The sequence below is a fragment of the Neobacillus sp. Soil_C_43 genome, assembly GCF_057656715.1.
On record NZ_JBDGJV010000001.1, the window covers coordinates 1 to 13,805 of the forward strand.

15 protein-coding genes and 1 riboswitch are annotated in these 13,805 nt (G+C 35.5%); of the genes, 9 read left to right on the forward strand and 6 right to left on the reverse strand.

Annotated elements, in window-relative coordinates:
• Window positions 1-130: 130 nt before the first annotated feature.
• Window positions 131-406: a hypothetical protein gene (locus AC3A54_RS00005; RefSeq protein WP_487652932.1), complete on the reverse strand. Its 276-nt coding sequence runs from the start codon at window positions 404-406 to the stop codon at window positions 131-133.
• 187 nt (window positions 407-593) lie between these two features.
• On the opposite strand from AC3A54_RS00005, the gene AC3A54_RS00010 reads away from it, so the two are divergent.
• Both AC3A54_RS00010 and AC3A54_RS00015 read left to right on the forward strand, forming a co-directional pair.
• Complete coding sequence (locus AC3A54_RS00010; RefSeq protein ID WP_487652933.1) at window positions 594-1,304, forward strand: class I SAM-dependent methyltransferase; 711 nt, start codon at window positions 594-596, stop codon at window positions 1,302-1,304.
• A 120-nt stretch (window positions 1,305-1,424) separates the two neighbouring features.
• Window positions 1,425-1,676: a sigma-G-dependent sporulation-specific acid-soluble spore protein CsgA gene (locus tag AC3A54_RS00015; protein WP_308083679.1), complete on the forward strand. Its 252-nt coding sequence runs from the start codon at window positions 1,425-1,427 to the stop codon at window positions 1,674-1,676.
• 386 nt (window positions 1,677-2,062) lie between these two features.
• On the opposite strand, the gene AC3A54_RS00020 is transcribed toward AC3A54_RS00015, so the two are convergent.
• Entirely contained in the window at window positions 2,063-2,932 is an 870-nt protein-coding gene (locus AC3A54_RS00020; protein ID WP_374121073.1) for a YitT family protein, read from the reverse strand.
• A gap of 1,251 nt (window positions 2,933-4,183) precedes the next feature.
• On the opposite strand from AC3A54_RS00020, the gene AC3A54_RS00025 reads away from it, so the two are divergent.
• Window positions 4,184-4,972 carry a GNAT family N-acetyltransferase gene (locus tag AC3A54_RS00025; RefSeq protein WP_487652934.1) on the forward strand — a complete coding sequence of 263 codons (789 nt, stop codon included), beginning with the start codon at window positions 4,184-4,186 and terminating at the stop codon, window positions 4,970-4,972.
• Between the two features lie 113 nt (window positions 4,973-5,085).
• Complete coding sequence (locus tag AC3A54_RS00030; RefSeq protein ID WP_487652935.1) at window positions 5,086-6,339, forward strand: erythromycin esterase family protein; 1,254 nt, start codon at window positions 5,086-5,088, stop codon at window positions 6,337-6,339.
• A 44-nt stretch (window positions 6,340-6,383) separates the two neighbouring features.
• Here the strand turns inward: AC3A54_RS00030 and AC3A54_RS00035 are convergent, their stop codons facing one another.
• Window positions 6,384-6,989 (reverse strand): hypothetical protein, encoded by a 606-nt coding sequence (locus AC3A54_RS00035; RefSeq protein ID WP_487652936.1) that lies wholly within the window; start codon window positions 6,987-6,989, stop codon window positions 6,384-6,386.
• Window positions 6,990-7,200: 211 nt separating this feature from the next.
• A complete protein-coding gene (locus AC3A54_RS00040) occupies window positions 7,201-7,539 on the reverse strand; it encodes a YmaF family protein (protein ID WP_487652937.1) in 339 nt (112 codons plus the stop codon).
• Between the two features lie 177 nt (window positions 7,540-7,716).
• Here AC3A54_RS00040 and AC3A54_RS00045 point away from each other — a divergent pair, with 177 nt between their 5' ends.
• The 3 genes from AC3A54_RS00045 to AC3A54_RS00055 all read left to right on the forward strand — a co-directional run bounded on the left by AC3A54_RS00045 (window position 7,717) and on the right by AC3A54_RS00055 (window position 9,072).
• Entirely contained in the window at window positions 7,717-7,920 is a 204-nt protein-coding gene (locus AC3A54_RS00045) for a DUF1657 domain-containing protein (RefSeq protein WP_335531612.1), read from the forward strand.
• A 68-nt stretch (window positions 7,921-7,988) separates the two neighbouring features.
• On the forward strand, window positions 7,989-8,195 hold the full coding sequence (locus AC3A54_RS00050; protein ID WP_487652938.1) for a DUF1657 domain-containing protein: 207 nt from the start codon (window positions 7,989-7,991) through the stop codon (window positions 8,193-8,195).
• Between the two features lie 16 nt (window positions 8,196-8,211).
• The gene (locus AC3A54_RS00055) at window positions 8,212-9,072 is read left to right on the forward strand and encodes a DUF421 domain-containing protein (RefSeq protein ID WP_335548814.1); all 861 of its coding nucleotides are present in this window, start codon (window positions 8,212-8,214) and stop codon (window positions 9,070-9,072) included.
• A 63-nt stretch (window positions 9,073-9,135) separates the two neighbouring features.
• Here the strand turns inward: AC3A54_RS00055 and AC3A54_RS00060 are convergent, their stop codons facing one another.
• Window positions 9,136-10,104, reverse strand: a complete 969-nt coding sequence (locus AC3A54_RS00060) for a DMT family transporter (RefSeq protein WP_487652939.1) — start codon at window positions 10,102-10,104, stop codon at window positions 9,136-9,138.
• Window positions 10,105-10,274: 170 nt separating this feature from the next.
• Here AC3A54_RS00060 and AC3A54_RS00065 point away from each other — a divergent pair, with 170 nt between their 5' ends.
• Window positions 10,275-10,889 (forward strand): PH domain-containing protein, encoded by a 615-nt coding sequence (locus AC3A54_RS00065; RefSeq protein WP_487652940.1) that lies wholly within the window; start codon window positions 10,275-10,277, stop codon window positions 10,887-10,889.
• Window positions 10,890-10,934: 45 nt separating this feature from the next.
• Here the strand turns inward: AC3A54_RS00065 and AC3A54_RS00070 are convergent, their stop codons facing one another.
• Entirely contained in the window at window positions 10,935-11,750 is an 816-nt protein-coding gene (locus AC3A54_RS00070) for a YitT family protein (RefSeq protein ID WP_487652941.1), read from the reverse strand.
• A gap of 223 nt (window positions 11,751-11,973) precedes the next feature.
• A riboswitch (Lysine riboswitch) is annotated at window positions 11,974-12,164 on the forward strand.
• A 108-nt stretch (window positions 12,165-12,272) separates the two neighbouring features.
• Between AC3A54_RS00070 and AC3A54_RS00075 the strand changes: the two genes are divergently transcribed.
• Complete coding sequence (locus tag AC3A54_RS00075; protein ID WP_487652942.1) at window positions 12,273-13,754, forward strand: amino acid permease; 1,482 nt, start codon at window positions 12,273-12,275, stop codon at window positions 13,752-13,754.
• Window positions 13,755-13,805: the final 51 nt, after the last annotated feature.

Consider the following 13,805-nt stretch of genomic DNA (forward strand, 5'->3'; position numbering starts at 1 on the left):
CTCATTATTTAAATATCTTTGAACAATTTCTAATTTCTTTTCGAATGTAAATTTGGTCATAAAAACACCCCGTAAATGTTAGTTTGGTGTCTAACATTTACGGGGCAGATCATAGTTAGCGGACTTTTTCTTATTCCTTATTATTAGTATTATTTAGGGCACTTGTTAGTAATTCTTCAGAGAATTCGGTTAGTGCCGCATTGTCCATTAAATTAATGTTTGCCTTAGGTGTGAAAGTTCTTACAGCATTTTGAATCGGACGTGTATTGTCACTATGTTTTCCTCTTTTCATTCCAAAAACAGCAGCACTTATTCCTAATCCTAAAAGTGAGGCCCACATAGTTCCTCTACTCTTCCGTTTAGGCATGAACAAATTGAGAAACGGCATTTTATTCATTTTTCGCATGAGTAGCACTCCTTAAGAATGGTATGGAAAGTAAATATCTCCCCTCCATTTACTTAATTTGTGCTTAATAAATTTGAATATGCCTAGGAAACAATACGTTCTTTGTCATTTCTTGGCACGTTAAAGCTAAAGAACCTCTATCCCCATTTTTACATAGAATGCAAAAAAGATAAATTGGGTGGTGTCTATGGGAGGCTTAACTTATTTTGATTTCTTAGCTAAATTTGGCGTTGGAGGAGCCCATCCTGGTGGAATCCTTTTAACAAAAGATATACTTTCTGGAGAAAATATTTCAACTAACTCATTTATATTAGATGCTGGATGTGGTACTGGCCAAACGGCTGCCTATTTATATCAGCAATACAAAGCCAAGGTGTTTGGATTGGAGATCAATCCAATAATGGTTGATAAAGCCAAAAGCCGTTTTCAGTCCTTAAAGCTTCCTATTCAGTTAATTCAAGGGTCCATTGAAGAGATCCCCTTTGAAGATGATTCCTTTGATTTTATATTATCTGAATCAGTTTTAGCCTTTGTCAATAAACCGAAGGCCTTAAAGGAATTCTATAGAGTATTAAAAAAAGGTGGTCGCCTAATTGCAAATGAAATGACCATTAACTCAAAATTAAGTCAGCAGGAAGAATCCGAAATTAAAAAATTTTACGCAATAGATTCATTATTATTAGAAGATGACTGGAAAAATTTATTAGACGCCGCAAATTTTAAAAATATCTTATTAAAAACGCAAAAACAGCCTCTTAGTCACGGAAACCAGGCACCAGAATTTAATTTCTCTGCAAACTTCGAGCCTGAACTTTTTCACATTCTAAATGAACACGGAAGCATAGTTGTTAAATATCAAAATATTTTGAGTTATCGGATTATTAGTTGTACTAAATAAAATATACTGTAGGACCTCATTTCACTGAAGTGTGAGGTCCTTTTTATTTTGCTTCCTTCTTCTAACGTATATTATTATCGTTACGTCAAAAAATAAAGGTGTGAAGGGATGGATGAATGCATGGATCAAACTTTAGGATACCTAAGAGAAATATTATCGAATTATACTGACGACCATTCAGAGGGAAGACATATTTACCGTAAACTCATGGAAGGTAATTATCGTTCTGAAGGTTCTTTTGTTCAAGCTTTAAGTCAAAGGGAGATTGCTTTTTTAAATAAGATGCTGCCAAAAGAAATTAACTACGCCAAAGAGGAGCAGGATGAAAAAAGAGCATCCCAATTAAACGAGGTTTTTGAATTATTATTTTAATTAAGAAAAGCGTAGGTGCCTTGGTCAGCCCCGACAGGCAAATGTTCTTCTGCAAGAAAAGTCGCTCTTTGACTTTTATTGCAGAAGGTTATTTGACCCAAGGGGCTAGGCGCTGGAGCTGGACAGTTCTCAAAGATGAATTTTATACTTTCCTTTAATGTAAAAAGGATGGCAGAAAAACTCTGCCATCTTTTTAGGAAATATTTCATTTTTCGCGCAACTATTTCCTAGGTAAGCGCATAGTACGACAAAACATGAACTTCAAAAAAGAATCTTTTCCCTAATAACCGACATGAAATACATAAAAACTACAATAGTTGGTATATGATTCGTTATTCCTCTACCTTGATGCGACAAAATTCAATTTTAGTTCATAATTCATTTCATTAGTGAATGTCTCTTTTCTTAAATCGTCCACCCCGAACCTCAGCAATATCAGCTACTGCCAAAAAGGCACTATCATCATTTTCTGTGACAATTTCTTTTAATTTTGCTTCTTCTAGCCGATTAATCACACAAAAGATAACTTTTTTATCATCCCCCGAATAAGCGCCTTCACCATTAATATAGGTTACACCTCGACCAAGTCGATTCAAAATCGCATCGCCAATTTGCTTCGCGTTGTCACTAATAATCCATACCGATTTGGATTCATCGAGTCCAGTAATAGTAATATCAATAGTCTTGTAAGCAACAAAATAGGCAATGAGAGAGTACATTGCACGATCCCAAGAAAACACAAAACCGGCACACCCCAAGATAAAGAGATTAAAGAACATAATAATTTCGCCAACGGAAAATGGGAGTTTATTATTAAAGAGTATGGCAAGAATTTCTGTGCCATCCAGCGAGCCACCGTATCGAATAACCATTCCTACTCCCATACCAAGTACAATCCCACCAAATACTGTAGCTAGGAGGATATCTTGTGTGAAGGCTGGAACCGGATGAAGCAAGGTTGTTCCAATTGAAAGGACTATAATCCCATAAAGAGTGGACAATGCGAAGGTTTTTCCAATTTGTTTATAGCCTATAAAGAAGAAAGGGATGTTAAGAATAAAGATAAATACCCCTAGTTTCCATCCTGTAATATAAGACAGCATGATGGAAATACCCGTAATTCCACCATCGATTACATTATTGGGAACCAGAAATATTTCTAGACCTACTGCCATTAAGGCAGCACCAAGTGTGATTAATAGTATTCGTTGAAATATCTTTCTTTTAGTTAATCTTCGGTGTTCAATTTTTGCCATTATCGCTTCCTGTTGTTCAATAATATTCAATTCTTGAATACCTGACATTATCTTTCCCCTTTCAGATTTATTTTCTATTTACATTATAACGAATTTTCTCCACTAATTATATTTTACTGCCTCTAGTTTCCATGCACTTTACATTACGAAAACAGGAAAACTTCCTGAGTTTAGGCAGTTTAAATTCCTTTTCGAAACTATTTTCCCAAATATCTCCTATAATATTCTTTCATTTAAATCCTGTTATTCTTGCCGTTGGTTTTTGCTCAATCTCTAAAAAACAAATCAAATAAAAAGAAGCTGCCTCCTTTTGAAGCAACTCCTTAATGTGAATAACACCTTAGGGGACCCAACCATGACATTAGCAAAACTACATCAACCTTTTCATTTCCTTCCATTCATATTATTGAACTAAAGGAATATTGAAGAGTCAGCAAAATGTGTGTTTGTTCCGTTGAAGGAATTAATTCACATGTAATGTAATGGAATTCAAATTCCTAAAAAGAAACAAATTCTCGGTTTTATACCGATGGGACTCATTATTCATTATTCTCTCAATTAAATCACGGCCTCATGGCAATAGTTCTTTAAAAGGTAAAGGCTGTTTTAGTGTTACTGGGTTTCATGATTCTTTTTTCGAAAGAATACATTTTGGTGTGAGCTGTATTCTACGTATTTTTTGAATGGCTCTGTTAAAATTGTCTGTTGATTTCAGCTCCAGGCTCTTCTCTTTCCGTGGGCGTTTCGGCGAACCTACTCGGCGCTTGCGCCTGCGGGGTCTCCCCTGAACCTTACTCCCACAGGAGTTTTCGAGCCTTCCGCTCCAATCAACACTGTTCTTTAACCAAGCCTTTTGAATAAGTAGAATATGTTTCTCATTTCCAGGAAACCAATACCACTTGCTCTTAAATACTAAGGTAGTTAAGATTTAGCTTTTTCTTCTTAAGATCCCTTCGCTCCACCTACCAATTAATTGAATAGGAATAACCTTACTACTCGTTCGCGAACGGAACGAACACGTATGGTTGAGTCTCCTAAGATGTTATCTTTGTATTTTCTTTACAATTTGATTATAACATTGAATTTTTAGAATTTACGGAAACTTTGTGACGAACTAGTGAACCTTTAAGAGTTATTGTTTCTATAATAAGGTACTTTTCTCTTTATGGCGCAAACATTTACGATTATTTAAAAAAGTCTTGAAATTCATCAATCATTTCATTAATCTAGGTAAAAACAAGGGGGATTCATATGATTAGAAAGCTTACTAAAAATGATGAAGAACTGGTCCTCACCTTTTTAAGTGTGGAACCTTCAATAAATTTATTTATTCTAGGTGATATAGAGGCATTTGGCTTCGGAACCGATTTTCAAGAACTTTGGGGTGAATTTGATCATGATGGAAGAATTAAAGCCGTCCTTCTTCGCTTTTATCAATCCTTTATACCTTATGCAAAAGGAGAATTCGATGTCCATGGCTTTGTTTCTATCATAAAAAGTTATTCACAACCTATTTATCTCTCTGGAAAATCGGATATCATAGAAAAATTCGAACAATTTGAGGACCTTAACCTTGGAGAAAAAAAAATAACCTATTTTGCTGAGTGCCGTACAGACATCCATCTAAACATAAACAACGTTGAGCTGGAGATAAAAAAAGCTGGTTTAGACGATGTAAATCAAGTAATTGATCTTCGCTCTACAATTAAGGAGTTTCATATTAGAAGTGACGCACGAGATATGCTAGTAAAATCAATGGAAACTAATACTGCTAGAACCTACTATACAGAAGAAAATGGAGTTTTTACTTCTTGTGTATCAACCACTGCAGAAAATTCACATTCTGCCATGATTGTTGGGGTATGCACACGAAACGATTATCGACGAAAAGGCCTTGCCACAGCTATTATGAAAAAGCTTTTTAAAGATGTATTAGCTGAGGGAAAGGTCCTCTGTCTTTTTTATGATAATCCAGACGCTGGACGTATATATAAAAGACTCGGTTTTAAAGATATTGGTATGTGGACAATGCATAGGTAGTTTAATAATCCCCCTGTTAGGGGGTTTTTTCAATTTTTCAATGGACTATAACCAGTTTAAAAAGGGAACATTATCTGAAATCAAAAATAAAAGAAAAGGGTGCCATAACATAAATGCTTAAATCAATAAAAAAATATGCTAAACCTTTCGAATCGGTTGATGATCTAAATCCATTAATAGATGAGATTGGTGATGCAAAATATGTTCTTCTTGGTGAATCTTCACATGGAACTTCTGAATATTACTCACTACGTGCCGATATATCAAAACGATTAATTATGGAAAAAGGATTTTCATTTATAGCAGTTGAAGGTGATTGGCCATCATGTCAGAATATCAACCAATATGTAAAGGGATTTAATCATGAAGTTAAAGATGTTAAAGAAGTACTTGAGGCTTTTAATCGTTGGCCAACATGGATGTGGTCAAATCAGGAAATCACTGGTTTGATTGAATGGTTAAAGGATTATAACCAGCAAAATATCAGCAAGCAAAAAGTGGGCTTTTACGGATTAGATGTATATAGCCTTTTTGAGAGTATGGATGAAATAGTTAAATATTTAGAAAAGACAAATTCAACTGAACTAGCTGTAGCAAAAAAAGCATTCTCCTGCTTTGAGCCATATAACCGCAATCATGAATCCTATGCTGTTTCTGCTGGCTACTTATCTGAAAACTGCATAAAAGAAGCACTTGACCTCCTTGCATCTATAAGAAAAAATAAATGGAAATTTGATACCGAACCTGAAAGCAGCTTGAATATGGAAGTAAATGCTCTAGTTACAGCAAATGCTGAGGATTATTATCGTACAATGGTGACAAGTGACTCAGAATCTTGGAATATCCGCGACAAACACATGGTCGAAGCTCTTAATGCAATAATGAGTTTTTATGGTGATGATGCTAAGGTAATTATTTGGGAGCATAACACTCATATTGGGGATGCACGAGCAACAGACATGAAGGATGATGGTATGGTTAATGTCGGTCAATTAATTAGAGAGGCAAACGCTCATGATTCTGTTTATATTGTTGGGTTTGGGACCTATAGTGGAACGGTAATTGCCTCCACAGAATGGGGAAAAGATTTTCAAATAATGAATGTGCCCCCAGCCCAATATGGAAGCTGGGAATCCTTAATGCATAAAAGTGATCCAGTGAATAAATATTTGATATTTACAGACGAGAATCGCCAAGAGTTTACTACGACCATTGGTCATAGAGCAATTGGTGTCGTTTACCGACCCGAGTATGAGCATTTCGGGAATTATGTTCCCTCGAATATGGGACAGAGATACGATTCATTTATTTTTATTGACCAAACGAATGCCTTGCATCCACTGGTTCTAGAGCCAACAAATATGTAAAACCAAAGAGGTCATCCTACTGTCCAAGTGGGATGACCTTTCCTTTAATCTACTACTGGATTTTTAAAATTATCCACAACAGTGATTTTATTATTTTTAATTATTTCCTCTATTTTAAATTTATGTTCCGCAAGTTTATCATTATAAGGAATCGTGACTAGTGTTCCGTCTAACATTTCAAATTTATATTGATAGAGTCCTGTTGTTCCAGAATGGTTCCTGTATACAATATGAACCTTATCTATCTTTTCCCAACTATACTCCTTTTCCTCTATTCCATTCAAAGCATTGTAATGAATACCTACATCATCCAAATAATAATAATTGGTTAAACTGCAAATAAAGGCAGGAATACTGAAAAGAAGTAAAAAACCAGTAATCCATTTTAACTTAGCTCCCTCCCACTTCTGCCTAAAAATGAGATAAAGTGTGATAATAACTGCTATGTAAAGCATTCCACTCATAAAGGTTATGTAGGCTGAGAAAGGTGTTGAAAAAAACCAGTACGTCCGTGAAAAATACACCATACTTTGATAAGAAGAAACTAAAACAAATGGTGCGATGAAACTACATATGTATAATATAATTGTGTATGCAACCAGTTTAGCTTGACTTTGTTCATCTTCCATTTTCTTTCTAGATAAAATCACCAAATCACTCCAAAATAAATTTACTCTAATTTTACCTTAAAATTCTTACTATTTGTAACCTTTTACTTACATTTTTTAGAAAGGCTTTTTTAAACTTGCCTGTTGATTTCCGGTCCAATTAACAGGGTATAAAAATCAACAATGTTCTTTAACACAGCCTTTAGAAAAAAACTCAAAAAACCAACCTTATGTAAGATTGGTTTTTTTAAAATTAATTTGATCCTGGAGCAGGCTGGTCAACTCCTTTTACATGATGGCTATGTCCATTATCTTCTGAAGTAAAAAAATCATAGAAATGAACATGCATCCCATTTCCTACTGGAATGGCTGGACCTGAGTACGCACGATAGTGATGTGTGTGACCATTTTCAAATAATACATACCCTTCAGTAAAATGCACATGTCCCCCATCCTGGGTCATAATAGGTGGTGAAGTGACATCTAAACATTGATGTACATGACCAGAGCTTACTCCAGTATAATCTACAGATCCGTGATTATGGTTAGCCACAAATCCTAGGACAAAATCATCTTTGCTATTTTGCCTCACACAATTCACCCCTCAAATAAATTTATTAATGATAAAACTATATGCAGGAGTTATAAGTACTTTTCATCAATTGGAAAATTTTTAAGTCTCAAGTTAATAAGTTAAAATACATAAGCAAGTAAAAAACTCACATACTATTTTTGTAATTCAATTACTACCACGAAAGAAGGATAAAACATGACAGTTGGAACACAAGTAAAACAAGCATTGGCAGGGCTAAAAAGTGCTCAGGCAAGCTTTGAAACCTTTGCTTTAGCTACAGATAACCAAAATGCAAAACAGCTATATCAACAAGCCGCTCAACAAACACAATCCGTTCTTGACAGTCTTGAACCACGTCTTCAAGAGATTCTTAGTGAAGAGCCGCAATATAATCAATAAGATAGAATAGGTTGGCATATCTGCCAACCCCTTTTTCATTTTTTGATTTCTGAAAGGAAGTTGTTCATGTGACCATTGCTTCAAACGTTAAACAATGTCTTTCTACCATGAAAGGAATTGAGGCACAATTATCTTCCATGGCGTTAAATTCACTTGATACAGAAGCACAAGTTTTTTTTCATGAAGCTACGATAACTATTGAAGAAATAAGGAAGGATCTTCAGTATCGAGTTTTGGAGCTTGAACGAAATGAGCCTCAGTACAGCGGATCCTAAAATGAGGTGATAAATTATGCCAGATGGGCTTTTTATTATAGGGCGTTCATTATTCTTCTTGCTGCTTTTATTTATCACTACAAAAGTACTTGGAAAGAAGCAAATATCTGAGCTTTCTTTCTTTGAGTATGTTGCCGGTATTACAATAGGAAGTATTGCGGGTGAAGTAGTTACTGGACTTGAAAGTAACATGTTTCACGGTGTATTGGCACTCATTGTTTTTGGATTTGTTACCTTTTTAGTGAATTATTTAGCAATAAAAAGTAAAAAATTTAGTGACTTTGCAGAAGGTAAAGGGACTGTCGTAATTAAAGACGGAAAGATCTTAGAGGAAAATCTAAAAAAAGAGAAATACACTATTGATGAATTATCTGCCCTACTTCGACAAAAAGATATCTTTAAAATTGCTGATGTTGAATTTGCCGTTCTAGAACCTCGAGGAAATTTAAGCACCTTATTAAAACGAGAAAACCGACCTTTGACACCCAAAGATTTACAAATGAAAATGCCGAATGAAAAAGAACCACAAACAGTCATTATGGACGGGAACATTGTTGATGAACCTTTAAGATGTGCAGGGAAAGGTAGAGGCTGGTTATATACCGAGTTAGAAAAACTAGGTGTGACACTTGATAATGTTTTTCTAGGTCAGGTGGATTCCTATGGTGAACTGACTGTTGATCTATATGATGATAAGATACAAGTGCCAGAACCCGCCCAGCGTCCTTTATTACTGGCAACCTTAAAAAAAGCACAGGCAGATTTAGAAATTTTTTCACTTGAAACTAATTGTGCAAAATCAAAAGCGATGTACAAAAAAAACGCAGCACTCTTACAAGCCACAATTGATAAACTCACCCCCTATCTTAACGGTTAATAGCAGGAACCACAAAAATCCTTATCAATTCATATTGATAAGGATTTTTGTGGTTATACTAACTTATACGCTAACGGTTTGGTCTTTAGATAATTCTCTTCTTTGTGACACATAGCTGTGAAGTAACATTCCACCCATGACTAACAAAATGCCAATCCACGATAACAAAGTTGGAAGTTCAGAATTTAGTATGTACACCTCTCCAATAAGTGCAAATAAAACCTCCATCGATTGAGTAGCCTCTACAGCGGCAAGCCTTTGCATATTCCCTCTCACTAAGTCTGTTGCTCGAAAGAATAGTATCGTTGCAATGACTCCAGAGGTAATAGCAACCAGCCCTGACTGAATAGTTTGTCCCATGCTCGGTAATCCACCATCTATCACTCCATAAATGGATAGGATAATCCATAAAGGCAGACTGGCTATAGTCATTCCTAACACGCGTTGAAAAACATCAAGACGACCACCACATACCTCCATCATTTTCCTATTTCCCAATGGATAGGCAAACGAAGCAATTAAAACAGGAACCACACCTAAGCTAACTGTAAGAAATGATAAATGATTAGCTTGTTCAAGCTGTATGAGAATGATTCCAAGTAATATAATCATTGACATAAGTAAGCCTTTGTAAGGAATTTTCCCCCTGATTTTTAAAGGTCCATTTTTAGTTAGGATTGTTTCATAAAAAAGCGGGGCTAGTAGGGAACCAGATATGATGGTTACTTGCCAAGTAGCTGCGATTAACCAACCTGGTGCATAGGCAGCAGAAAAACAAATGGGGCCATAGAACAATCCAAAACCCACTGTACTCCAAATTATCCATGATGTTGGACGACTTTTCATCTCTACAAGCAATGGTTTAAGGTTCTTCCTACTAAGTACAATCAATAAAAGAAAGGGTACCATAAAAAAATACCTGAGTGATGCACTCCATATCCAGCTTCCACCAGCCAAGTCCATTGATCTGTTTAATATAAATGTAAATGCAAAAAAGAAAGCTGCAAAAACACCTAAAATGATAGGCCGCAATGCTCCTATACCCCCTTTTACTAAAAATTCAAATAAAATTATATTTGTATTCTCCAATAAAAACGGGAAACCATCAAGTGATTTCTATCAAAAAAATAATTATCTGAAACTTTATGAATCTTCGTTCGTACATATGTATGTCAAGATTCTTAAAAAGTGAGGTTGAGAGAATGTTTGGAAAAGTAGCTGCTGATATTTTAGGATTAAGTGATGTTGGTTCTGTTATCAAGCCAGAGAATTATGATAAGGTTGATGCTGATGATTATGTTATGCACGAAGATAATGAGAAGATTTATTTTCTAATTAAATCAAAATCGGATGAATATTGTTTTACAAACAATGCCCTAATTCACCTTGATGGTACAAGTGCTACAAGTAAGAAGCGCATGCTGCATCGATATAGCTATGCAACCAATCGGATTTCTGAAGTTAAACTTGAAACAGCTGGGACCGTAGACCTTGATGTTGAAATTAAGTTTAAAATTGGTTCACAGCCTTTCTCGATTGACGTTCATAAGAAGCATATTGAGGAAGTGAAAGATTTATATAAAGCTTTAATAAAAATTGCTGAAATATCTCATGAAAATGAAATTAGTCTTCAATTTGCCAAACAAAGCCTTGATGTTGCCTCTACCACTCTAGGTCGAATAACAAGTCCAGATAGCAATTTAGTTGTTCAATTTAAAATGCTGAACCAAGCAGCTTTTCAATGGTTAGAAGATAGTAAAAAACAGTATTGTGTGAAAGATTTTGGTTTTGTATTTGAAAAATACATTAATAATTGATAAAAAATGGGCCTCACTATAAGTATAGTGCAGGCCCATTTTTTATTATGAGGGACTGGGACGATGAAACAGTCCCATAACTTCTATCGTTTCAGTTATATTGACGAATGCTGTAGGATCTACTTCAACAATTAGATTTTTAATTTCATTTAATTCATATCGTGAGATCACTGTTATTAATACATTTCGTTTATTATTGGAGTAGCCGCCAACTCCATCCATAATTGTCAATCCTCGGTAAAGATTAGTTAATAGATGTGATCTCATCTCTTCACCTTTATCAGTGATGATCATTATCGTTAGCTTAGCATGGTCTGTATAGATGGCATCAACTACTTTACCTGTTACAAAAATAGATACTAAGGTATTCAGTGCAGCATCCCAGTTAAACATAAATCCACTTATCAAAATAACAACTGCGTTCATACCTGATAAAAGTGTACCTATTGGAAAGTCCTTTTTTCTCGAAACGATCATACCAATAATATCAAAGCCACCTGTAGAACCAGAACTTCGGAAGACAATACCCACCCCAAGACCTGTTAAAGCGCCGCCAAAAATGGAGGACAATATCCTATCATTTGCAATTTCATAGACAGGTATTACATAGAGCCCAACTGATATAATAAGCACTGAAAAGATCGAGTTCATAATAAATTTTTTGCCTAACATTTTGTACCCAATAACCAGTAACGGAAAATTCAAAAGGAAATTTGCTAATCCAGTATTTAGTGGAGTAACCATACCTAATATCATGGAAATACCACTCAGTCCACTGCTTAACACTTCGTGAGGTATTAAAAAAAGGTTAAATGCTAGTACAACAATTAGTGATCCCGTAATAATCCCAAAAATCCGCATGGAAAATACCTCCGAATACCTGCCATCATTATACTTAAAAATAATACCGATTATCATTTTTAAAGTAAATTTAATAGTTTTTTTCCAAAAGATTTAATTATCTGTCAATTACGGTTAGGTTGAATGAGTAAAAAAGTTATTCAAGAAAAACATATTGACAAATGTACAATATTATTTATACTTTAGAAATATATTAATTTCATAAGCTAAATCCTCATCAAACCGATGAGGTAGAGGTCGCGGTTTTTATTAGTAAAGCGGATGAGATGCAGAGACATTTTTGACCCCGTTTGAAAGGAAAAACTGCCGAAGTGTGCTTTACTCTCTGACAATGCATGCTGGGGCTGTCTCCAAATAGGAACAGAACTGTCACGAATTGGACCTACCAGCCATTCGTGTTGAGCTATCTTTCGGAAGGTATGATGCGGGGTATTGATAATGCCATCGATTCTACTTCGATGGCATTTTTTATTCCAAACTCCTTCTCGAAAAAAGAAAGAAAACAAAAAAGGAGTAAAGATAATGCAAACAGCAAAAGTATTAAAAGAAAATGAATATAATGGTGATTTATCACCTAAAAAAGAACCCTCAGAGTTAAGACGAAGCCTTAAATCTCGTCACCTTACCATGATTTCTCTTGGAGGAACAATTGGTACAGGTTTATTCCTTGCCAGTGGCGGGGCCATACATTCTGCAGGACCAGGCGGAGCTATTCTCTCCTATATTATTATTGGTCTAATGGTTTACTTTTTGATGCAGGGGTTAGCAGAGATGGGAGCCTATATGCCCGTTGCTGGAAGCTTTAGTACGTATGCAACTAAATTCGTCGATCCTTCCTTAGGTTTTGCACTAGGTTGGAATTACTGGTATAACTGGGCAATTACCATTGCAGCCGAGTTAGCAGCTGTTACGATGATCATGAAATTTTGGTTCCCACAAACACCATCCTTCATTTGGAGTGGAATCTTTTTAGTCATTATGTTCCTATTAAATTATCTTTCTGTTAAAGGATTTGGTGAAGCAGAATACTGGTTTTCCTTAATAAAGGTAGTAACGGTTATTGTCTTTATCATAATTGGTACACTAATGATTTTCGGTATCATGGGAGATGAGGCAATCGGCTTCAAAAATTTCACAGTTGGTGATGCTCCTTTCCATGGCGGTTTTATGGCAATGCTGGGAATTTTTATGGCAGCTGGATTCTCCTTCCAAGGAACAGAGCTTTTAGGTGTTGCTGCTGGTGAGACGGAAGATCCAAGGAAAGCTATTCCACGAGCAGTGAAACAAGTATTTTGGCGAATTCTTTTATTTTATGTACTAGCTATTTTAGTAATCGGACTTCTAATTCCTTTTACAAATGCAAATTTAGCGAATGGTGATGTTACGGTTAGTCCCTTTACTCTTGTCTTTCAAAAGGCTGGAATTGCTTTTGCTGCTTCAGTAATGAACGCGGTTATCTTAACAGCAGTTTTATCTGCCGGTAATTCTGGTATGTACGCTTCTACCCGAATGCTCTGGGACTTAGCACGTGAAGGAAAAGCTCCCAAGTTTCTAGGGAAACTAAATAAAAATGGTGTACCTGTCAATGCTCTATTTGCAACAACTTTAGTCGGTACTTTGGCTTTTCTTGCCTCTTTCTTCGGAGATGGCACGGTTTATGTCTGGTTATTAAATGCTTCAGGCATGTCCGGCTTTATCGCTTGGCTTGGAATTGCAATTTGTCACTATCGATTCAGAAAAGCCTTTATAGCTCAAGGAATGGATTTAAGTTTATTACCATATAAATCAAAATTCTTCCCTTTCGGTCCTATTTTCGCTTTTGCTGTCTGCGGATTCGTTGTTTTAGGACAAAACTATTCAGCCTTTATGGGAAGCACTATCGATTGGAATGGTGTGTTGGTTTCCTATATTGGATTACCGCTTTTCCTTATCTTATGGTTGGGATACAAATTTAAAAATAAAACTAAAGTAATTCCTTTAGATAAATGCGATTTATCCAATTAAATCTTTTGAAAGAACAAGCATTTTGCGTGTTTTGTATATGTAATTGTGTAA